The 18,331-nt window shown below is 74.1% G+C and carries 19 protein-coding genes; 15 read left to right on the top strand and 4 right to left on the bottom strand.

The window, feature by feature from the left end; translation table 11 throughout:
• Nucleotides 1-123: 123 nt before the first annotated feature.
• From Asi03nite_RS00795 to Asi03nite_RS00775, 5 genes are all read left to right on the top strand, one after another.
• Complete coding sequence (locus Asi03nite_RS00795; RefSeq protein WP_239102239.1) at nucleotides 124-1,545, top strand: MFS transporter; 1,422 nt, start codon at nucleotides 124-126, stop codon at nucleotides 1,543-1,545.
• A 16-nt stretch (nucleotides 1,546-1,561) separates the two neighbouring features.
• Nucleotides 1,562-2,266 (top strand): potassium channel family protein, encoded by a 705-nt coding sequence (locus tag Asi03nite_RS00790; protein ID WP_203676186.1) that lies wholly within the window; start codon nucleotides 1,562-1,564, stop codon nucleotides 2,264-2,266.
• Nucleotides 2,267-2,578: 312 nt separating this feature from the next.
• Complete coding sequence (locus Asi03nite_RS00785) at nucleotides 2,579-3,028, top strand: DUF7144 family membrane protein (RefSeq protein ID WP_203676184.1); 450 nt, start codon at nucleotides 2,579-2,581, stop codon at nucleotides 3,026-3,028.
• 24 nt (nucleotides 3,029-3,052) lie between these two features.
• Nucleotides 3,053-3,601, top strand: coding sequence for a DUF308 domain-containing protein (locus tag Asi03nite_RS00780; protein ID WP_203676182.1), 549 nt, complete (start codon nucleotides 3,053-3,055; stop codon nucleotides 3,599-3,601).
• Between the two features lie 220 nt (nucleotides 3,602-3,821).
• Nucleotides 3,822-4,184 carry an STAS domain-containing protein gene (locus Asi03nite_RS00775; RefSeq protein WP_239102237.1) on the top strand — a complete coding sequence of 121 codons (363 nt, stop codon included), beginning with the start codon at nucleotides 3,822-3,824 and terminating at the stop codon, nucleotides 4,182-4,184.
• Here Asi03nite_RS00775 and Asi03nite_RS00770 read toward each other — a convergent pair.
• Nucleotides 4,108-5,856, bottom strand: a complete 1,749-nt coding sequence (locus Asi03nite_RS00770) for a metallophosphoesterase family protein (RefSeq protein ID WP_203676179.1) — start codon at nucleotides 5,854-5,856, stop codon at nucleotides 4,108-4,110. The two genes, Asi03nite_RS00775 and Asi03nite_RS00770, sit on opposite strands and share 77 nt — an antisense overlap.
• Before the next feature lie 517 nt (nucleotides 5,857-6,373).
• On the opposite strand from Asi03nite_RS00770, the gene Asi03nite_RS00765 reads away from it, so the two are divergent.
• Nucleotides 6,374-7,372: a LacI family DNA-binding transcriptional regulator gene (locus Asi03nite_RS00765; protein WP_203676177.1), complete on the top strand. Its 999-nt coding sequence runs from the start codon at nucleotides 6,374-6,376 to the stop codon at nucleotides 7,370-7,372.
• 198 nt (nucleotides 7,373-7,570) lie between these two features.
• Nucleotides 7,571-8,416 carry an NAD-dependent epimerase/dehydratase family protein gene (locus Asi03nite_RS00760; RefSeq protein ID WP_203676176.1) on the top strand — a complete coding sequence of 282 codons (846 nt, stop codon included), beginning with the start codon at nucleotides 7,571-7,573 and terminating at the stop codon, nucleotides 8,414-8,416.
• A gap of 190 nt (nucleotides 8,417-8,606) precedes the next feature.
• Here Asi03nite_RS00760 and Asi03nite_RS00755 read toward each other — a convergent pair whose 3' ends face one another.
• Complete coding sequence (locus Asi03nite_RS00755; RefSeq protein WP_203676174.1) at nucleotides 8,607-9,584, bottom strand: helix-turn-helix transcriptional regulator; 978 nt, start codon at nucleotides 9,582-9,584, stop codon at nucleotides 8,607-8,609.
• A 61-nt stretch (nucleotides 9,585-9,645) separates the two neighbouring features.
• Between Asi03nite_RS00755 and Asi03nite_RS00750 the strand changes: the two genes are divergently transcribed.
• The gene (locus tag Asi03nite_RS00750; RefSeq protein ID WP_203676172.1) at nucleotides 9,646-10,095 is read left to right on the top strand and encodes a hypothetical protein; all 450 of its coding nucleotides are present in this window, start codon (nucleotides 9,646-9,648) and stop codon (nucleotides 10,093-10,095) included.
• A 30-nt stretch (nucleotides 10,096-10,125) separates the two neighbouring features.
• Here Asi03nite_RS00750 and Asi03nite_RS00745 read toward each other — a convergent pair whose 3' ends face one another.
• Together Asi03nite_RS00745 and Asi03nite_RS00740 are read right to left on the bottom strand one after the other, a co-directional pair.
• Nucleotides 10,126-11,478 carry a hypothetical protein gene (locus Asi03nite_RS00745; RefSeq protein ID WP_373872072.1) on the bottom strand — a complete coding sequence of 451 codons (1,353 nt, stop codon included), beginning with the start codon at nucleotides 11,476-11,478 and terminating at the stop codon, nucleotides 10,126-10,128.
• On the bottom strand, nucleotides 11,475-12,512 hold the full coding sequence (locus Asi03nite_RS00740) for an NAD-dependent epimerase/dehydratase family protein (protein ID WP_239102235.1): 1,038 nt from the start codon (nucleotides 12,510-12,512) through the stop codon (nucleotides 11,475-11,477). Before Asi03nite_RS00740 ends, Asi03nite_RS00745 begins: the two co-directional genes overlap by 4 nt.
• Before the next feature lie 123 nt (nucleotides 12,513-12,635).
• Between Asi03nite_RS00740 and Asi03nite_RS00735 the strand changes: the two genes are divergently transcribed.
• Genes Asi03nite_RS00735 through Asi03nite_RS00705 form a run of 7 tightly spaced genes read left to right on the top strand, consistent with a single transcriptional unit; the run spans nucleotide 12,636 to nucleotide 18,284 of the window.
• Entirely contained in the window at nucleotides 12,636-13,304 is a 669-nt protein-coding gene (locus Asi03nite_RS00735) for a glycosyltransferase family 2 protein (RefSeq protein WP_203676171.1), read from the top strand.
• A 44-nt stretch (nucleotides 13,305-13,348) separates the two neighbouring features.
• Nucleotides 13,349-14,083 (top strand): TIGR04282 family arsenosugar biosynthesis glycosyltransferase, encoded by a 735-nt coding sequence (locus tag Asi03nite_RS00730; RefSeq protein ID WP_203676232.1) that lies wholly within the window; start codon nucleotides 13,349-13,351, stop codon nucleotides 14,081-14,083.
• Nucleotides 14,080-14,802 carry a class I SAM-dependent methyltransferase gene (locus Asi03nite_RS00725; RefSeq protein ID WP_203676169.1) on the top strand — a complete coding sequence of 241 codons (723 nt, stop codon included), beginning with the start codon at nucleotides 14,080-14,082 and terminating at the stop codon, nucleotides 14,800-14,802. The genes Asi03nite_RS00730 and Asi03nite_RS00725 overlap by 4 nt, the downstream gene beginning before the upstream one ends.
• Nucleotides 14,763-16,160: a molybdopterin-dependent oxidoreductase gene (locus tag Asi03nite_RS00720; protein WP_203676164.1), complete on the top strand. Its 1,398-nt coding sequence runs from the start codon at nucleotides 14,763-14,765 to the stop codon at nucleotides 16,158-16,160. Before Asi03nite_RS00725 ends, Asi03nite_RS00720 begins: the two co-directional genes overlap by 40 nt.
• Nucleotides 16,157-16,564 (top strand): hypothetical protein, encoded by a 408-nt coding sequence (locus tag Asi03nite_RS00715; RefSeq protein WP_203676163.1) that lies wholly within the window; start codon nucleotides 16,157-16,159, stop codon nucleotides 16,562-16,564. The genes Asi03nite_RS00720 and Asi03nite_RS00715 overlap by 4 nt, the downstream gene beginning before the upstream one ends.
• Nucleotides 16,565-16,573: 9 nt before the next feature.
• Nucleotides 16,574-17,269 carry a response regulator transcription factor gene (locus Asi03nite_RS00710; protein ID WP_203676162.1) on the top strand — a complete coding sequence of 232 codons (696 nt, stop codon included), beginning with the start codon at nucleotides 16,574-16,576 and terminating at the stop codon, nucleotides 17,267-17,269.
• On the top strand, nucleotides 17,262-18,284 hold the full coding sequence (locus Asi03nite_RS00705; protein ID WP_203676161.1) for a sensor histidine kinase: 1,023 nt from the start codon (nucleotides 17,262-17,264) through the stop codon (nucleotides 18,282-18,284). The genes Asi03nite_RS00710 and Asi03nite_RS00705 overlap by 8 nt, the downstream gene beginning before the upstream one ends.
• Nucleotides 18,285-18,331: the final 47 nt, after the last annotated feature.

Below are 18,331 nucleotides of genomic sequence, written 5' to 3'. Positions count from 1 at the left end.
CCTGCCGGGATGATCCGGCGCCGGGCGCCCGCCACCGAATCTGTAGAGCATGTTGACGCGACGCGCACACCCTCCGCTGTGCCGCGCCCCGGGCCGGGTCCGCGGCCGGTTCCAGGAGCGGCCGTGACCGATCTCAAGCGAGCCCTGATCCCGTTCGCGCTGGCCCAGTTCATCTGCAGCTTCGCCGGCTCGAACATGAACGTGATGATCAACGACATCAGCGCGGACCTGGACACCACGGTGGCCGGCGTGCAGCTGGCGATCACCATCTTCCTGCTGGTGATGGCCGCGCTCATGATCCCCGGCGGCCGGCTGACCGACCGGATCGGCCGCAAGCGCTGCCTGACCGTGGGCCTGCTGGTCTACGCGGCCGGCGCGCTGCTCAGCGCGGCCGCCCCCGGCCTGGGCGTGCTGATCCTGGGCAACTCCCTGCTGGAGGGGGTCGGCACGGCGATGCTGATCCCGCCCGTCTACATCCTCACCACGCTGCTGTTCACGAGCACCACCTCACGGGCCAAGGCGTTCGGGGCGATCAGCGCGCTGGGCGGGATCGGCGCCGCGGCCGGGCCGCTGATCGGCGGGCTCATCACCACCGCGGTCAGCTGGCGGGCCGCCTTCGGGTTCCAGGCCGCTGTGGTGCTGCTGATCGCGGTCCTGAGCCGCCTGTGGGTGTACGACCCGCTGCCGCCGGACCCCAGCCAGAAGATGGACACCGCCGGCGCCGTGCTGTCCGCCCTCGGCCTGGTCCTGCTCGTCTCCGGCATCCTGGCCGCGGACGACAACGTGTGGCTCATGCTCGGCCTGCTGGTGGCCGGGGCCGGCGTGCTGGCCTGGTTCTTCGCCTCGGTGCGGGCCAGGGAGCGGGCCGGGCGGCAGGCGTTGCTGTCCACCGCCCTGTTCCGCAACCGGACCTCGAACATCGGCCTGATCACCCAGTGCGCCCAATGGCTGATGCTGATGGGCACGTCGTTCGTGGTGTCGGCGTACCTGCAGGTGGAGCGGGGTTACAACGCCATCGAGACAGGCCTGGTGTTCACCGCGACCACGGCCGGGCTGCTGATCTCGTCGCTCGCCGCGGGACGCTTCGCGAGGCGGCGCGCCCAGCGCACGCTGATCCTGGTCGGCTTCGTGATCACGGTGGTGGGGGTCGTGCTGCTGCTGACCCTGGTCCGCGTGTCCGACGCGGTGTGGGCGTTCGCCCCCGGCCTGTTCGTGCTCGGCTTCGGGCTGGGCGGCATGCTCACCCCGTCGGTGAACGTCGTGCAGTCGGCGTTCGGCGAGGACCTGCAAGGCGAGATCTCCGGGCTGTCCCGCAGCGTCTCCAACCTCGGCTCGGCGCTGGGCGGCGCGGTCGCCGGGACGATCCTGGTGGCCCACCTCGGCTCGCGGCCGGGCACCGGGTACACCGTCGCGATGCTCTCGGTCGTCCTGGCCGGGATCATCGGTCTGGTGGCGGCCTGGTTCCTGCCCCGCACGCCCGCCCCGCTCCCGGAGAGCGGGCCGGACGCCCGCACGTCCGCGGTGGCCGGACGGCGGGTGAGCTGAAACGGCCGGGGACCGGATGACCGAGACATCGCGGGATCTGCCGCACCGGTGCGATTCCGGGTACGGCCCGGTGCTGTTCCTGATCGTCGGCACCTACCTGCTGGCCGTCCTCGCCGAGCGCCGCTGGACCGTCGCCGTCCTGGTCACCGTGCAGACCGCCACGGTCTGGCAGTCGCTGCGGGTGTCCCGGGCGCGCCAGGGGCTGCGGCACGCCGGGGCGGTGGTCTTCACCCTGGCCCTGGCCGCCGCCACGGTCATGCTCCTGACCGGTAGCCGGCTGCTGAGCGGGGTGGCGTTCTCCGCGGCCGCCGCGCTGTACCTGCTCGCGCCGGTCGCGATCGTCCGGGACCTGAGCCGCCGCGACCGGGTCGACCGGGAGACGCTGCTCGGGGCGGTGGCGGCATACCTGCTGATCGGGATGGCCTTCGGGTTCGCCTACCAGTGCCTGGCCCAGGTGCAGCCCGGTCCGCTGTTCGGCGAGCGCGGCGACCCGGCGCTGTCCGAGACGCTGTTCTTCAGCTTCGTCACGGTCACCACCACCGGTTACGGCGATTTCGTCCCGGCCGGCAACCCGGCGCAGACGATCGCCGTGCTCGAGGCGCTCACCGGCCAACTCTTCCTGGTCACCGCGGTGGCCAAGGTCGTCGAGAACTGGCGCCCCCGGAATTGGGGCCCCGGCTCATCCCCCGGGGATGACGCGGACCAGCGGGAGATGCGATGAGCATGGTGCTGTGCTTGTTGGCACTGGTGGTGCTGCTGGTCGCGCTCCGCGAACGGCGGAGCCGGCGCGCGCCCACGTCCACCGCCGACGTCCCGGCGTTCCGGTGCCGGATCCGGCTCCCGCGGCGGCGCTCCCGATCGAACCTCGCGCGGCGCACGCCCGGGTTCCGTCCCCGCCGCCGCTGCCCGGTCGCACCTCCGGGGGAGCGGCCGCCGGGGCGCTGACCGGCCTGGCCGTCACGACGGCGTCCAGTGATCCACCGGAGGCGCCGGCGCGGCGCCGCCACCAGAACTGAGGGAAGGAGACAACGATATGTCGAACACCAAGCAGCGCACCACATACGCGGACCAGGAGCCTTACTACCCGCCGGTCACCGAGCCCACCGCCTGGGTCGGCGCGGTGGTCTTCGCCGGCGTCATGCTGCTGCTCGTCGGCGGCTTCCAGGTGATCGAGGGAATGGTCGCCATCCTCCGCGACACCTACTACGTGACCACCAGCTCCGGTCTGGTCCTCACGTTCGACTACACCGTCTGGGGCTGGACCCACCTGGTGCTCGGCGCGCTCGCGATCCTCACCGGCATCGGTGTGTTCCTCGGACAGACCTGGGCCCGCGTCGTCGGCATCACCGTCGCGGTCCTCAGCGCGCTGGCGAACCTGATGTTCCTGCCCGCGTACCCGGTCTGGTGCGCCATCGTGATCGCCATCGACGTGCTGGTCATCTACGCCCTGGCAGTGCACGGCCGTGAGGTCCGCCAGGACTGACCCACGAGCAGAGAGGTTCTTCCCATGGGGGGAAAGGCGGGATGGACCACCGTGGCCGCCGGTGTGCTGGCCCTGGTCCTGGGCATCGTCGCGTTCGCCTGGCCGTCGGCCACGCTCAAGGTGGTCGGCTTCCTGTTCGGCCTGAACCTGCTGGCCTTCGGCGTGGTGCGGATTCTGCAGTTCGTCCTCGCCTCGGACGCGCCGGCGCCGAACCGGGTCCTGGGCGTCGTCCTCGGCCTCCTGGTCAGCCTGCTCGGCGTGCTGTGCCTGCGGAATCTCGCCGGCTCGATGACGCTGCTGCTGGTCCTGGTCGCGCTGGGCTGGCTGCTGGACGGGGTGGCCGAGATCGTCACCTCGGTCGGGAGTGGTGAATCGCACAGCGGCGCTCACATCGCCCTGGGCCTGTGCGTGGTGCTGGCCGCGGTCACCATCCTGGTCTGGCCGGGCCTCGGACTGGCGACGTTCATCCTGGTCGGCGCGACGACGCTGTGCTTCGTCGGGATCGGCGGCATCGTCGTCGGCATCGCCGGCGTCCGCTCGCACCACCGGCCCTCGCACATCGTGCAGGCGTGAGCCCGCGCATGCCGTCACGCCGGCCGACGGGGATCCCGGCCGGCGTGACCGCGGCGCCCGATCGGGTGAACTCGCGCCCGGGTCCGGCATGACCAGCCCGTCCAGGGGCACACCCGGACGATGGATCCGCTGGGAAACGAGCCACTGCCTGCGGTACGGCCGGCCGCCACGGGACAACCCCGCCGGGAGCGGCCCGGCCGCCGGCTGGTAGGCGAATAGCGTGGCGGACGACTACTTCACGATCGCTTCGGTGCCGGCCGAGCCCGGCGCCGACGGTGTGCCGGCGGCCCGGCTGAAGCTGGCCGGCTCCTTCGACATCGGATCGAGCGCCGAGCTGCGCGCCGCCCTGCGGGCCGCCGACGGCTCACACCTGGTCGTCGACCTCAGCCGGGTCCGGTTCATCGACTCGGAGGCGCTCAGCGCCCTGATCAGCGGGTACCTCGCCGCCGAGCGAGCCGGCCTGACGTTCCGCCTGACCGGCGCGGTAGGCATCGTCGAGCGGGTGATCAGCGTGATGGGTCTGCGGCACCTGCTGACGTCGCCGGCGCCGGCGCCGGCGCCAGGACGATCGGCTCCTCGATGAGGTGCGCGTGCAGCCGGTCGACAGGCACGATCCAGGAGGTGTGCGGTTCACCGTCCGGGTCCGCCCGCCAGCGGCGGGCGGCGCGGCGCACCCCGATCGGGTAGACGGTCAGCGTGCCGTCCGCCGCGATGTGCAGGCGCAGGAACGACTTCGAGTCGATGATCCCGGACGCGGAGAACAGCTCGTTCAGGTTGACCCCGAAGCGGGCGGCGCACAGCAGGTAGACCGCGACCAGCTCGGTCGCGGCGAGCCCGGAGACCACGCCGTAGACCGTCAGCGTGGCGATCAGCGACCACGGCCAGCGCCAGGCGTGCATCGGCAGCTCCTGCCACGCCCAGGTGCCCAGCGCGGCCAGCCCCAGGTGCGCGGCGCCGTGCAACAGGCCCAGCACCCGGCGCCGGTGGCGGCCCTCCAGCGAATCGCTCAGGTGCGCGAACGCGTACGTCCCGGCGATCACCGCGGCGATCAGCAGGAAGAGCGGGACCAGCGCGAACTTTTGCAGCGGGCTGCCGAACCCGCTGCTGAGCACACCGTCGGCGGCGAGCAGGAGCGCGGTGTGCACCGCGCCGACCATCGCGATGAAGCTCGGGTTGTGCTTGGGCAGCCGGCCGAAGATGCTGGCCGCGTACGCCTGCGACATCCGCTTGCCGGGGAAGCGGGATTCCAGCGTGTACGTCTCGCGCGGCGACGACGTCTGCAACGGCGCCGGCGGCACCTCGATGGACTCCGGCAGCTGGTGCGTCGGGTAGAGGTAGGCGCCACCGCCGCCGCACGTGATCAGCTCGCGGTCCGGGCCGCTGTAGCGGGCGTAGTGGTGCCAGTCGCCGGAGAGCATGAGACGCACCCGTGCGCCGGTGGGGGCGATGACCGTACGGAGGAAATAGTCCAATGACTCGTGGACCGCCGGCCTGTCGGCGCCCTGGACCCAGGTGGGACTGGCCGACGCGATGATCACCTTGGGGTCCGGGCCGAAGCCGGCCGCGACCCGCGTGAAGTACTCCAGCTGGGGGTCGTCGAGATAGGTCGACGCCTGGTCGTCCAGGGCGAACAGCCACCAGCCGGCGGGCAGCCGCACCGCGAAGTACGACCGGTTCTGCGGGAGATGCCAGCCCCCGATCTCGGTCCGCCGGCTGCCGGTGAACAGGCGCAGGAACGCGGTCAGGCCGTCGTACCAGTCGTGGTTGCCGGGCAGCGCGTACATCCGCGGGGGGTCGCCGCCGTCCGGCACCGACGGCAGCGCCGCGCGGTATGGCCCGATCAGCCGGTCCTCGTACCGCTGGGTGCTCGGCGTCGGGTACACCTCGTCCCCGCCGAGCACCAGCGCCCGCCCCCGCGGCAGCACGTGGTCGCCGACCGTGAGCCGCGGCTGCGCCAGCAGATAGGCGACCGAGTAGGTGGCGTCGAACCCGTCGCCGAGGTCGGCCACGAAGTCGATCCACAGCTCCCCGTCCGGGCCCGCCTCGCGGTCCACCTCGTCCGGAAAGGACCCCTGCAGCTCCCGCTTGTCCAGATAGCTGCCCTGGATCCCGGACAGCGCCACCCGCAGCCCGGTCCCGGCCAGCTGCACCGGCGACAGCCAGGCCACCGGCTTCGCCGGCGTGAACCCGAGCTGCGCCGGCGTCAGATCCCGCGGCCGGTGCGGTGGTGTGCTCCCGACGTGTTCGTCCGCCATGGTGGTCGGTCCCTCCCCTGAGTGCGGGGCAATGCCTACCACGCGGAGATCAGAACGGATGGGTCGGGGCCTGCCCGCGCACGGTCACCCAGCGGATCTCGGTGAGCGCGTCCACATCGGCCACGGCACCGCCGGCGCGGGGGGCCTCCTGATCGCCCAGGCCGCGTCCACGCTGGACCAGTCGGTCGGATCCGGCAAGGAGCTCGCGGTCGTCGTCGGCACCTCCACCATGGGCGGCCGCGGCTCGGTCCTCGGCACGCTGCCCGGCGCCCTGCTGGTCCAGCCGGTCAGCTCCGGCGTCACGAGGTATTGTCCCATCCTCCTAGGATGCTCTAGCGGCATGGGGAGGCGTCTCGTTCCGGTGCGGCCGGGGCGCAGGCCGGCTGCCGGGTGGCCCGGGGCAGTAGAGTGACCAGGCCGATCAGGGGCCGGACCGCCGTCGGCCGATCCATACAAAGATATCTATGACATCGTTGTCGGTAGACTGCCCGGGAAACTTTCCGATCGACGGAGTGAAATGCCGGTGACCCTCAGCCAGGTGGCCGCCCGAGCAGGCGTCAGTGTCAAAACCGCCTCCCGGGCGCTCAACCAGGAGGCCTACGTGTCCGCCACGACCCGGGCGCGGGTCCTCGCGGCCGCGGACGAGCTCGGCTACCGGCGCAACCGGCTGGCCCACGAGCTGCGCACCGGCGGCGGCTCGGCGCTGGTCGGCCTGATCAGCGGCGACCTGGCCAACCCGTTCTACTCGGCGGTCGCCAGCGGCGTCGAACGCGAGCTGCGCCGGCACGGACTGCTGCTGGTCACCGCGAACAACGACGAGGACCGCGAACGCGAACGCGACCTCATCGAGGCGTTGCTGGAGCGGCGGGTCCGCGCCCTGCTGGTGGTGCCCAGCAGTGGCTACCGGGCCCCCTCCGGCGCTCCGGACGGCGACGCGCGCACCGCCGGCACACCCGCCGGCCAGGAGTATCCGACGGACATCCCGGTGGTGTTCCTGGACCGGCCCCCGGAAGGCCTCGCCGCCGACTGCGTGCTGATCGACAACGCCGGCGGAGCCCGTTCCGCGGCCGAGCATCTGCTCGCCGCCGGCCACCACCGGATCGCGCTCGTCGCCGACCTGGTCCGCACGGCGTCGCAGCGCGCCCGGATCGAGGGTTTCGCCGCGGCGATGCGCGCGGCCGGCAACACCGAGTGGGAGCCCTACCTGCGCACCGACGTCCACGACGCGGTGACCGCCGAGCGCACCGTCCGCGAGCTGATGGCCCTGCCGTCCCCGCCCACCGCGGTGTTCGCCACCAACAACCGGCTGACCACCGGCGCACTGCGGGCACGCCCGCCGGCGCTGGTCGGCTTCGACGACTTCGAGCTGGCCGACGTCGTGGGCGTCACCGTGGTCGCCCACGACATGACCGCCCTGGGCCGCGAAGCGGCCCGCCTGGCACTGACCCGGATCGACGGCTACACCGGACCGCCCCGCACCGTCGTCATCCCCACCTCCTTGATCGTCCGCACCTGACGACCCATCCCGCTCCCGGCCGCAGGGCGCCGCGGCAGAGCGTAGGTGGGCCTCGGCCGGCTGGCCAGCCCGCTGCTGGTCGCGGTGCTGCACCGGTGGCTGTCCCTGCCGGTCGCGTTCGCCTGCCCGGACTCCTGACGATCCCGCTGCCGGTGGCCGCGGCCCGGCCCCGCCCCATGATCCGTTAGGGTCACCGGCATGACCCGTATCGCGGTTACCGGTGGCAGCGGCAAGCTCGGCCGCTTCGTTCTGCAGGAGCTCGTCGACCACGGGTACGAGGTGGTCAACCTGGACCTGGCGGCGCCCGGCGAGCAGGTCTGCCCGTGGACCCGTGTGGACCTGACCGATTACGGCCAGGTGGTGGAGGCGCTGACCGCGATCGACGACCGGCACTCCGGTGTCGACGCGGTGGTGCACCTCGGCGCGATCCCGGGGCCGGGCCTGGCGACGAACGCGGCGACCTTCGCCAACAACATCACCGCGAGTTACCACGTGTTCGCGGCGGCCCGCGCGGCAGGCATCGACCGGATCGTCTGGGCGTCCAGCGAGACGCTGCTCGGGCTGCCGTTCGACACGCCGCCGCCGTACCTTCCGGTGGACGAGGAGTACGCGGCCCGGCCGGAGACGTCGTACTCGCTGGCGAAGCACCTCGACGAGCAGATGGCCGCGCAGTTCTGCCGGTGGAACCCGGAGCTCACCATGGTCGGGCTGCGTTTCTCCAACGTGATGACCCCGGACGACTACGCGACGTTCCCCTCGTTCGACGCCGACCCGCGGCAGCGGATCTGGAACCTGTGGGGCTACATCGACGCCCGCGACGGGGCGCAGGCGGTGCGACGGGCGCTGGGCTACGACCGTACCGGCGTGGAGATCTTCGTGATCGCCAACGCCGACACCGTGATGAGCCGGTCGTCCCGCTCGCTGGCCGCGGAATACTTCCCGGACGTGCCGGTCACCCGCGAGCTGGGCGAGCACGAGACGCTGCTGTCGATCGACAAGGCCCGGCGGCTGCTCGGTTACGAGCCCCGGCACACCTGGCGCTGACCTCGGCCCCACGCCGGCTCTGTTCCCGCGCACGCCGGCTCTGTTCCCGCGCACGCCGGCCCGGTTTCCCGTGGGCGCGGACCGGCCCGCACCGAGTTCACCGGCTTCCGGTCCGGGCGTTTCCGCGTACCCCGTCTGAGCGCCCTCGCCGCCCCGGCGCACGCGGGACGATCCCGGTGGCTCGACGGGATCATGCGGGATACAGCCGGCTCATCGCCCGGATCGTGGCGGTCAGGTGGGCGACCAGCTCGGCGGGGGCCAGGACCTGCACGTCGGCGCCCAGTCGCAGGAGCATCGCCGCGGCCTGGGTCACGTTCTCCAGCGGGATGGCGGCCTGGTGCCAGCCGTCCGGGCCGGCGGGAGCGAGGGCGCGCAGCGCGAGGCGTGCGGCCCTGGGGCCGAGCACGTCACGCAGGGCGGTCACGCCGTCCGGGGTGAGGCGCACGGTCATGACCTGGCCGGTGTCGGCCTGTTCGTAGCGTTGCACGTGTGCCTGCCAGAACGCGGCCAGGTCGAAGCCGTGGGGCCGCGTGAAATGTTCGGGCAACGGCCGCAGGTCGATGATCCCGGCGACCCGGTAGGTGCGTGGCTGGTCGTACCCGCCCGCGATCAGGTACCAGACGCCCGCCTTGAGGATCAGACCCAGCGGGTGCAGGCGACGGACGACTTCGCCGGGGCGGGGAGACCACCGCCGGTAGCGCACCTCGACGGCTTGGTCCTGCCACAGCGCGTCGGCGAGGGCGAGCAGGTGCGGCACCGCGTCCGGCTCCCGGTACCAGCCGGGCGTGTCGAGGTGGAAGCGTTGCCGGATGCGGGTCGATGCTTCCCGATACGGCGTCGGAAACGCCGCCGTCAGCTTGAGTTCCGCGGCGGCCAGGTGAGCGCCCAGGCCGAGTTCGGCGGCCGGTTGCGGTAAGCCGGTCAGGAACAGCGAACCGGCTTCGGCGGCGGTCAGCCCGGTCAGCCGGGTGCGGTAGCCGTCCATGAGCTGATATCCACCCGACGGCCCGGGTTCGGCGTAGATCGGAATGCCGGCCGAGGCGAGGGCCTCGACGTCCCGGTAGACCGTCCGGGCGCTCACGTCCAGTTCGGCGGCCAGCTGCGTCGCGCTCATCCGGCCGCGGTTCTGCAGCAGCAGAAGAAGGGAGAGCAGTCGGCTCGCGCGCATCCGCGAGAGTCTGCCAGACCCCTGACAGAAGATGTCAGGGGTAGCCGATCATGATCGCCGCATGAACGACTTCGACTTCCTCATCGGCTCGTGGACCGTGACCAACCGCCGGCTTTCGAGCCTGTTCACCGGCAGCGACCAGTGGGAGACCTTCCCCGGCGTCAGCACCTGCCGGCCCGCCCTCGACGGTGGCGGGACCATCGAAGAGATCGCTTTCCCCACTCTCGGCAGTTGCGGCCTCACGCTGCGCCTGTTCGACAGGGAGCGCAAGGAATGGTCGATCTACTGGGCGAGCAGCCGCACCGGCCTGCTCTACCCTCCCGTGGCAGGGACCTTCACCGACGGCCGCGGCGACTTCTACGGCGACGACACCCACGACGGCAAACCCGTCAAAGCTCATTTCATCTGGTCCGACATCACCCCCACCTCGGCACGGTGGGAACAGGAATTCTCCGCCGACGCGGGACGAACCTGGGAGTCGAACTGGGTCATGGAATACAGCCGTACCTGACCGAGCAAGGATCACCGACACCCAGCCCCCTCACCAGGCGGTCAGCACCAGATGGTTGACCAGCAGCGCGGTCGCCGCCTGCAGGCACAGCCAGCCGCGCCGGCCGCGGCCGGGCAGCAGCGCCGCGGCGGCCGGCAGCCAGACCGCGAAGGGCAGCCAGATCCGCTCCACCTCGGCCTTGCTCAGCCCGGACAGGTCGGCCGCGACCACGGCGGCGGCCGCGCCGAGACAGAGCAGCACCGGCGGCGTCCGGACGCCGCGGACCGCCGCGACGGCGCGGCGCAGGATCGGGGCCGCGGCCGGCCCGGCGCTGACGGCCAGGGCCGCCAGATTTGCCCACACCCAATAGGCGTACGGCCGGGAGCTCGCCAGCCCCTGGTAATAGCGCACCTTGACCAGCCGGTACCCGTCCCACCAGGCGAACCCGAGCCCGGTGACGACGCCCGCCACGGCCACCGCGCCGGCCGCCGCCCAGCCGAGCATCGCCGGGTGCCGGGCGCGCGCCGCGACGACCACCGCGACCGCCGGCAGCACCAGCAGGACCAGGCCGTACGACACGTAGGCGCAGCCGGCCAGCCCGGCCCCGCCGAGCGCGGCACACCACCACCGCGGCCCGGTCAGTCCCACCGCCAGCAGCGCGAGCGAGCTCGCCGCCACCGCGGTGAACAGCCCGTCGGCGGACACCCCGACCCACACCGCGCCCGGGAACAGCACCAGGAAGGGCAGGGCCGCTCGGGCCGCCCGCTCGTCGCCCAGCGCCCGCAGGGTGACCGCGACCGCCACCGTGGCCAGGCAGCCGGCCAGCACACAGACGGTCCCGGCCCACCCGCCGCCGCGCAGGCCCAGCCGGTCCAGCGCGACGAAGACCAGCAGCGCCCCCGGCGGGTGGCCGGCGACATGGGTGGGCCAGTTGTCCGGCGCGCCGAGCAGGATGTGGCCGGTGAACCCGCGCAGCGTCGCGCGCACGCCGGTGACCGCGGGCACCGCGCTCAGATACTCGAACGGGGTGGTCAGCCGCCCCGCGACGCCGCGGTGCCAGCCGTCGACCAGGGCCAGCGCGAACGTCCACGCCACCGACGCCGCCCAGGCGCCGGCCAGCAGCCGGCGCCACGGCAGCCGCTCGGCCAGCAACGCTCCCCGGTGGACGACCGCGATGGCGACGATCACCGCGAACGGTGTGCCGGGGCCGGCGTGCGGCAGCAGGTGCCCGAACAGCGGAGCGGCCGGCGCGTGTACCGGACGCCCCGCCCAGCCGAGCGCCGCGCCGGCCAGCACTGCCGCGGCGACCAGCGCGAACGCCACCGCGGCCGCCCACCGGTCGGGGCTGGGTCGCGCGGCGGCGCGACCACCTCCGGCCCGGCCGGCCGCCGGTCGACCGGTCAGCCGCGCAGTGGGGCGCACGCGAACTCCCGCAACCCGTCGGCCGGTGACACCGCGGCCCGGAAGCCCAGTTCCCGCTCGGCACGGCCGGGCGAGGCCACCACGTGCCGCACGTCGCCGAGCCGGAACCGGCCGGTCACCACCGGGGGCGCGCCGTCGACCGCGCCGGCCAGCGTCTCGGCCACCTCGCCGATCGTGATGGGTCGGCCGGAGGCGACGTTGTAGGCGCGGAACCCGGGCCGTGCCGCGAGCGCCGCCACGTTGGCCGCCGCGACGTCCGTGACGTGCACGAAGTCGCGGCGCTGGCGGCCGTCCTCGTACACCTGCGGCGCCCGGCCGCCGGCCAGCGCGGACCGGAAGATCGCCGCGACGCCGCTGTACGGGGTGTCCCGGGGCATGCCCGGCCCGTACACGTTGTGGTAGCGCAGCGCCGCCACGGCGGCGCCGCACTCCCGCGCCCAGATCGCTGCCAGATGCTCCTGCGCGACCTTGGTCGCCGCGTACCCGCTGCGCGGATCGAGCGGCGCGTCCTCCGCGACGAGCCCGGTGGCCAGCGGCTGTCCGCAGTCCGGGCAGGACGGTTCGAAGTGGCCGGCCTGCAGGTCGCGGGCCGCGCGCGGGGCGGGGCGCACCGGGCCGTGCCGGTCGCAGCGGTACGCGCCCTCCCCGTACACCACCATCGAACTGGCCAGCACCAGCCGCTTCACCCCGGCCTCGGACATCGCCGCGAGCAGCACAGCGGTGCCCAGGTCGTTGCAGCCGACGTACTCCGGCAGGTCGCCCGGCCCGGCGCCGAGCCCGACCAGCGCCGCCTGGTGCAGCACCGCGTCGACGCCCCGCAGCGCCGCGCGGACCGCGTCCGGGTCGCGCACGTCCGCCCGGTGCAGGCGCACCCCCGTGGGCACCTGCACCGGGCGGACGTGCGCCGCCGGATGGACGCAGTCCAGAACGGACACGTCATGGTTCGCCGCCAGCAGCGCGGCGGTGATGTGCGAGCCGATGAACCCGGCGCCGCCGGTCACGAGCAGATGTGTCACGCCGGCGACGCTAGGGCCACCGGAGCGCCCGGACAGCGATCACGCCCGATCCGTCAGCGGTTCGTAAGAACTGCCGGCGACGTTCGTACTTCGTAAGATCCGGCCCGACTGACCAGCACTAACTTGCCGTTCATGACCGATGTGGTGTTGCCCTGCCTGAACGAGGCCGCGGCGTTGCCGGACCTGTTGCGGCGGATGCCGGACGGCTTCCGGGCGATCGTCGCCGACAACGGCTCGGCCGACGGCTCACCGGAGATCGCCCGATCGCACGGCGCCCGGGTGGTCGTCGTGCCCGAGCGCGGCTACGGCGCCGCGGTGCACGCCGGCCTGCTGGCCGCGGATCCGGCCGGCGGCGTGGTGTGCGTGATGGACGCCGACGGCTCGTTCGACCCGGCCGACCTGCCCCGCCTCGCCGAGCCGGTGCTCGCCGGCGAGGCGGACCTGACCTGCGGGCGGCGCCGGCCGACCGAGGCACGCGCCTGGCCGCTGCACGCCCGCCTCGGCAACGCGGTGCTGGCCCGCAGGATCCGCCGGGACACCGGCGTCGCGGTGCACGACATCGCGCCGATGCGGGCCGCCCGGCGGGACGCGCTGCTCGGGCTCGGGCTGCGCGACCGCCGGTTCGGCTACCCGCTGGAGCTGCTGCTGGCCGCGGCCCGCGACGGTTGGCGGATCGCCGAACTGGACGTCGCCTACCACCCGAGAGCCGCGGGGACGAGGTCCAAGGTGACCGGCACGGTCCGCGGCACGCTGCGCGCCGTCGCGGACATGCGGGCGGTGCTGGCCCGATGATCCAGCCACTGGCGAACGGCGGGCGTGCGGGCGGCGCCGACCCGATGGTCCAGCTGCTGGTGATGGCCAAGGCCCCGCTGCCGGGCCGGGTGAAGACGCGCCTCTGCCCGCCGTGCACGCCGGCTGAGGCGGCGCAGATCGCGGCGGCCGCGCTGCAGGACACCCTCGGCATCGCTGAAGAGCTTGCGGTGGTACGGCGGATCCTCGTGCTCGACGGCCGGTATCCGGTGCCCGGCGGCTGGGAGCGAGTGCCGCAGCGGGGCGACGGGCTGGGGGAGCGCCTGGCGAACGCGTTCGCCGACACCGCCCGCCCAGGCCTGCCCAGCCTGCTGATCGGCATGGACACCCCGCAGGTGGACGCCGGGCTGCTGCGGCGCGCGGCGGTGTCGCTGCGTGAGCACGGCGCGGTGCTCGGCCCGGCCGAGGACGGCGGCTGGTGGGCGCTGGGACTGGGCGACCCGGACGCCGCGGCGGTGCTGTCGGAGGTGCCGATGTCCACGGCCGGCACCGGGGCACTGACGCTCGCCGCCCTGCACGGGCGCGGTGTCCACCCGGCGTCGCTGCCCGGCCTGCGCGACGTCGACACGGCAGCCGACGCGGTAGCGGTGGCCGCGCTGTGCGAGCCCGGCCGGCGGTTCCCCGCAATCGTCGCCCGCACGATCGGCGGCGCTTGCGTGGCCCGGCCGACGGGGGCCGCCGGCGCCGCCGTCACGAGACCGGCAGCGGCCCCCGGCCGTGCCGACGTCGCGCAGGCCGGCGCGGCCGGGGGCCGGGCATGAGCGCGCCCACCGTCGTCTGCCCGCCCGGCGACCGGGCCGCTCTCGACGCCTTCGACCGGGCGCTGTACCGCGCGTCGGCGGGCGCCCGGAGCCCGCTGATCCTGCGTGACGCCAACGGCCGTGAGCACCACGCCGACGCCGCCGACTGGTGCGCCGGCCACCGGCCCGGCGACTCCGGCCTGCTCGACCGCTGCACCGGGGCGACGCTCGACGTCGGCTGCGGACCGGGCCGCCTCACCGAGGCGCTGCTGCGGCGCGGCCGGACCGCGCTCGGCATCGACGTCAGCGCGGCCGCGGTACGCCTGGCCCAGGCCCGCGGCGCGACCGCCCTGCGCCGCGACGTGTTCCGGCCGCTGCCCGGCCGCGGCCGGTGGGAGCACGTGCTGCTCGCCGACGGCAACGTCGGCATCGGCGGCGACCCGGTCGCCCTGCTGCGGCGCTGCCGGGAACTGCTCACCCCGGACGGCCGCGTCCACGCCGAACTGTCCCCACCCGGCGCGGGCAGTTGGGCCGGCCCGGCCACGCTGCACACGCCCGATCCCGGCGCGGCAGGTCCGGTCCCCGGCGGCGCCGGTCCGGGCGCGCCGCTGCGCTGGGCACAGGTGGCCGCCGACGACCTGGAGGCGCTGGCCCGGTCCAGCGCCCTGGACGTGATCGAGACCTGGACCGAGGAGGGACGATGGTTCGGCACCCTGACAGCCGCGCGAGGCGCGTCCTGACCTGGCTGACCCGGCCGCTGCCGCCACCACCGGAGCGCCTGCGGCGCGGCCCGCTGCGCGCCGGCGCCTTCGATCCGGCACCGCGTGCCGGCGGCCTCGTCGCGCCGCCGGGCGCGGATGGCTCCGGTTCGTCGCCGTCCGGTGGCTCCGGCTCGCCGCTGCGCTCCACACGACTGACCAGCCAGCTCGGCGTCGCGCTCGGCGTCGCCTTCGGGATCTGCTTCCTGACCGGGCTGTACAGCCACCTGCTCCAGCATCCTGCCGGGTGGCTGCCGCTCCCGGAGCGCCCGGCCGGCCTCTACCGCGTCACCCAGGGCCTGCACGTGGCGACCGGGCTGGCCGCGGTCCCGCTGCTCGGCGTGAAGCTCTGGTCGGTGTATCCGCGCCTGTTCACCTGGCCGCCGGTGCGCGACCCGGCGCACGCCGCCGCCCGGCTGTCGGTCGCGGCGCTTGTCGGCGCGGCCCTGTTCCAGCTGGTCAGCGGGATGCTGAACATCGCACACTGGTACGGCCCGATGCCGTTCTTCTTCACGAACGCCCACTACTGGGTCGCCTGGCTGGCCGCCGGCGCGCTGACCAGCCACGTCGGGGTGCAGCTGCCGGTGATCCGGGAGGCCCTGCGCGGCCGGGCCGCCACGGGCCGGGCCGGGACGCCGGAAAGCGGGGACGCCACCCGGAGTGCCGCGGGGAGATCGGAGACGCCGGCCGGCGGCGATGCCGCGCCGGACCGCTCCGGGACGCCGGGCGGACGCGAAGCCGCCGCGGGCCGCCGGGAGCTCCTGCTGGCCGTGAGCCTGGCCGCCGGGGTGATCACGGTGGCCACGCTCGGGCAGACCGTGCGGTTCCTCTCCCCGGTCTCCCTGCTGGCGCCGCGCCGCCCCGGGACCGGCCCGCAGGGACTGCCGGTGAACCGGACCGCCGCGGCGGCCGGGGTGCGCGCCGCCGCGCTCGACCCCGGCTACCGGCTCACCGTCACCGGCCTGGGCCGCACCGTCGAGCTGAGCCTCGCCGACCTCGCGGCGCTGCCGCAGCACACGACAGTGCTGCCGATCGCCTGTGTGGAGGGCTGGAGCTCGGTGGGGACCTGGACCGGCGTACGGCTGATGGATCTCCTGCGCTTGATCGACGCCGACCCGGGGGAGTGCACGGCCGAGGTGCGGTCGCTGCAAGCCGGTGGTCGTCATCGGACGTCGAAGGTCGGAAACCCGGCCGACGAGCGGACCCTTGTCGCGTTGCGGCTCGGCGGTGAGCCGCTGGCCCTGGACCACGGCTACCCGGCCCGGCTGATCGCCCCGAACCGGCCCGGGGTCCAGCAGACCAAATGGATCAGGACGATCGCGGTACGGAGGGCCTCGTGAGACGTGCGCTGATCGGCGCGGGATTGTTGATCATGGGGTACGGCGTCTGCGGCGCCCTGGTCGACGGCGAGGTGGACGTGGCCGGGGTGGCGCTGTTCGGGATCGCGCTGCTGGTGCTGCACGACGCGGTGTTCCTGCCGCTGGTCGTGGGCGCCGGGAGGCTGCTGCGCCGGCTGGTCCGACCGGGCCGGCAGCCGGCCGCCCGGATCGCGGCGATCACCGGGCTCGCCGTGGTGGTGGTCGCGCTGCCGCTGGTGCTGGGCTTCGGGCGGATCGCCGACAATCCCACGGTGCTGCCCCGGTCGTACGGCCGCAATCTGCTCCTGATCTTGATAGTGACCACCGGGACCGTCCTCGCCTGCCGTAAGGGAATCGAAAGGTTCCGGGCCAGGGGCCCTCGGTAGCATGCGCGGGTGACCCATCAGGTGCTTGTCGTCGACGACGACCCGACGGTCAGCGACGTGGTACGCCGCTACCTGGAGCAGGACGGCTGCCGGGTGCGGCTGGCCGCCGACGGCCTCACCGCGCTGGCCGCCGTCGCCGCCGAACGCCCCGACCTGGTCGTCCTGGACCTGATGCTGGGCGGCCTCACCGGCATCGAGGTGTGCCGCCGCCTGCAGCGCGACCAGCCCGGACTACCGGTGGTGATGCTGACCGCGCTCGGCGAGGAGAGCGACCGGGTGCTCGGCCTCGAGGTCGGCGCCGACGACTACGTGACCAAGCCCTTCAGCCCGCGCGAACTCACCCTGCGGGTGCGCTCCGTGCTGCGCCGCACCGCGCCGGCCGCCCGGCCCCGGCCGGCGCTGCTGCGCGACGGCGATCTGGTCGCCGACACCGGCCGGCGCACCGCGGAGCTGGCTGGCCGTCCGCTGCCGCTCACCGTGCGCGAATTCGACCTGCTGGAGTTCCTGCTGCGGCACCCGGCCCGCGCGTTCTCCCGGGCCGAGCTGCTGGAGAAGGTCTGGGGCTGGCGGTTCGGCGACCAGTCCACCGTCACCGTGCACGTGCGCCGCCTGCGCGAGAAGATCGAGGCCGACCCGGCGGCGCCGACCCGGCTGGTCACGGTCTGGGGCGTCGGATACCGCTACGAGCCGGCCGCCGATGCGTGACATCCTGCTGATCGGGCTCTGCTCGCTGGCCGCCGGCACCGTCGTCGGCCTGTGCGGGGCGGGCCTGCTGCGGCTGCTGCGCGGCCGGTCGATCACCGTGCACGTCTGCGTGCTGCTGGCGATGACCGTGACCGCCGTGGTGGCCGGTGTCACCACGGTCGCCCAGGCGATGTTCCTGTCCCCGCACGACCTGCAGGTCGTGATGGTCACCATCGCCGCGTCGGCCCTGGTCAGCCTGATCCTGGGCACGGTGTTCGGGCGGCGGCTGGCCGCCGCCGCGATGTGGGCCGCCGAGGCCCGCGACCAGGAGCGCCGGATGGAGGCCGGCCGCCGGGACCTGGTCGCCTGGGTGTCGCACGACCTGCGCACCCCGCTCGCCGGCCTGCGCGCGATGACCGAGGCGCTGCAGGACGGCGTGGTCGCCGATCCGGCCACCGTCGCGGAGTACCACAGCCGCATCGCCGCCGAGACCGACCGGATGAGCGGCCTGGTCGACGACCTGTTCGAGCTGTCCCGCATCCACGCCGGCGCGCTGCGCCTGACCCCGACGGTCCTGCCGCTGGCCGACGTGGTCTCCGACGCGGTGGCGGCGGTCACCCCGCTCGCCGCCGGCCGGGGCATCCGGGTGGTGGCCACCGGCGAGAGCTGGCCTGCCGTCTCCGGAGGAGCCGCCGAGCTGAACCGCATCGTCAGCAACCTGCTGACCAACTCGGTGCGCTACACGCCGCCGAACGGCACGGTGCACGTCGAGGCCGGCCGGGACACCCGGGAGGTGTGGCTCACGGTGTCCGACAGCTGCGGCGGCATCCCGGAGGAGGACCTGCCCCGCGTCTTCGACGTGGCCTTCCGCGGCACCCGGGCCCGTACCCCGGCCGGCGCCGACGGCTCCGGCAGCGGCGGTGGCGGCCTGGGCCTGGCCATCGTGCGCGGGCTGGTCGAGGCGCACGGTGGCCGGGTCCAGGCCGGGAACATCGCCGGGGGCTGCCGCTTCGAGGTCCGTCTGCCGGCCGCCTGACCGACCACGCCTTGCCGGGCAGTCGCTCCGGCGGCGCCTCGAAACCC

The organism is Actinoplanes siamensis, from assembly GCF_016862395.1.
GTDB classification, from domain to species: Bacteria; Actinomycetota; Actinomycetes; order Mycobacteriales; family Micromonosporaceae; genus Actinoplanes; species Actinoplanes siamensis.
Note: the sequence above shows the minus strand (reverse complement) of the source record. Positions and strands in the feature narration are given on the sequence as shown.

Coding starts and splice junctions, on each gene's coding strand:
- Asi03nite_RS00790 (WP_203676186.1), top strand. CDS start 1,562: ATGACCGAGACATCGCGGGATCTGCCGCACCGGTGCGATTCCGGGTAC.
- Asi03nite_RS00785 (WP_203676184.1), top strand. CDS start 2,579: ATGTCGAACACCAAGCAGCGCACCACATACGCGGACCAGGAGCCTTAC.
- Asi03nite_RS00780 (WP_203676182.1), top strand. CDS start 3,053: ATGGGGGGAAAGGCGGGATGGACCACCGTGGCCGCCGGTGTGCTGGCC.
- Asi03nite_RS00770 (WP_203676179.1), bottom strand. CDS start 5,856: ATGGCGGACGAACACGTCGGGAGCACACCACCGCACCGGCCGCGGGAT.
- Asi03nite_RS00765 (WP_203676177.1), top strand. CDS start 6,374: ATGCCGGTGACCCTCAGCCAGGTGGCCGCCCGAGCAGGCGTCAGTGTC.
- Asi03nite_RS00760 (WP_203676176.1), top strand. CDS start 7,571: ATGACCCGTATCGCGGTTACCGGTGGCAGCGGCAAGCTCGGCCGCTTC.
- Asi03nite_RS00755 (WP_203676174.1), bottom strand. CDS start 9,584: ATGCGCGCGAGCCGACTGCTCTCCCTTCTTCTGCTGCTGCAGAACCGC.
- Asi03nite_RS00750 (WP_203676172.1), top strand. CDS start 9,646: ATGAACGACTTCGACTTCCTCATCGGCTCGTGGACCGTGACCAACCGC.
- Asi03nite_RS00730 (WP_203676232.1), top strand. CDS start 13,349: ATGGTCCAGCTGCTGGTGATGGCCAAGGCCCCGCTGCCGGGCCGGGTG.
- Asi03nite_RS00725 (WP_203676169.1), top strand. CDS start 14,080: ATGAGCGCGCCCACCGTCGTCTGCCCGCCCGGCGACCGGGCCGCTCTC.
- Asi03nite_RS00720 (WP_203676164.1), top strand. CDS start 14,763: ATGGTTCGGCACCCTGACAGCCGCGCGAGGCGCGTCCTGACCTGGCTG.
- Asi03nite_RS00705 (WP_203676161.1), top strand. CDS start 17,262: ATGCGTGACATCCTGCTGATCGGGCTCTGCTCGCTGGCCGCCGGCACC.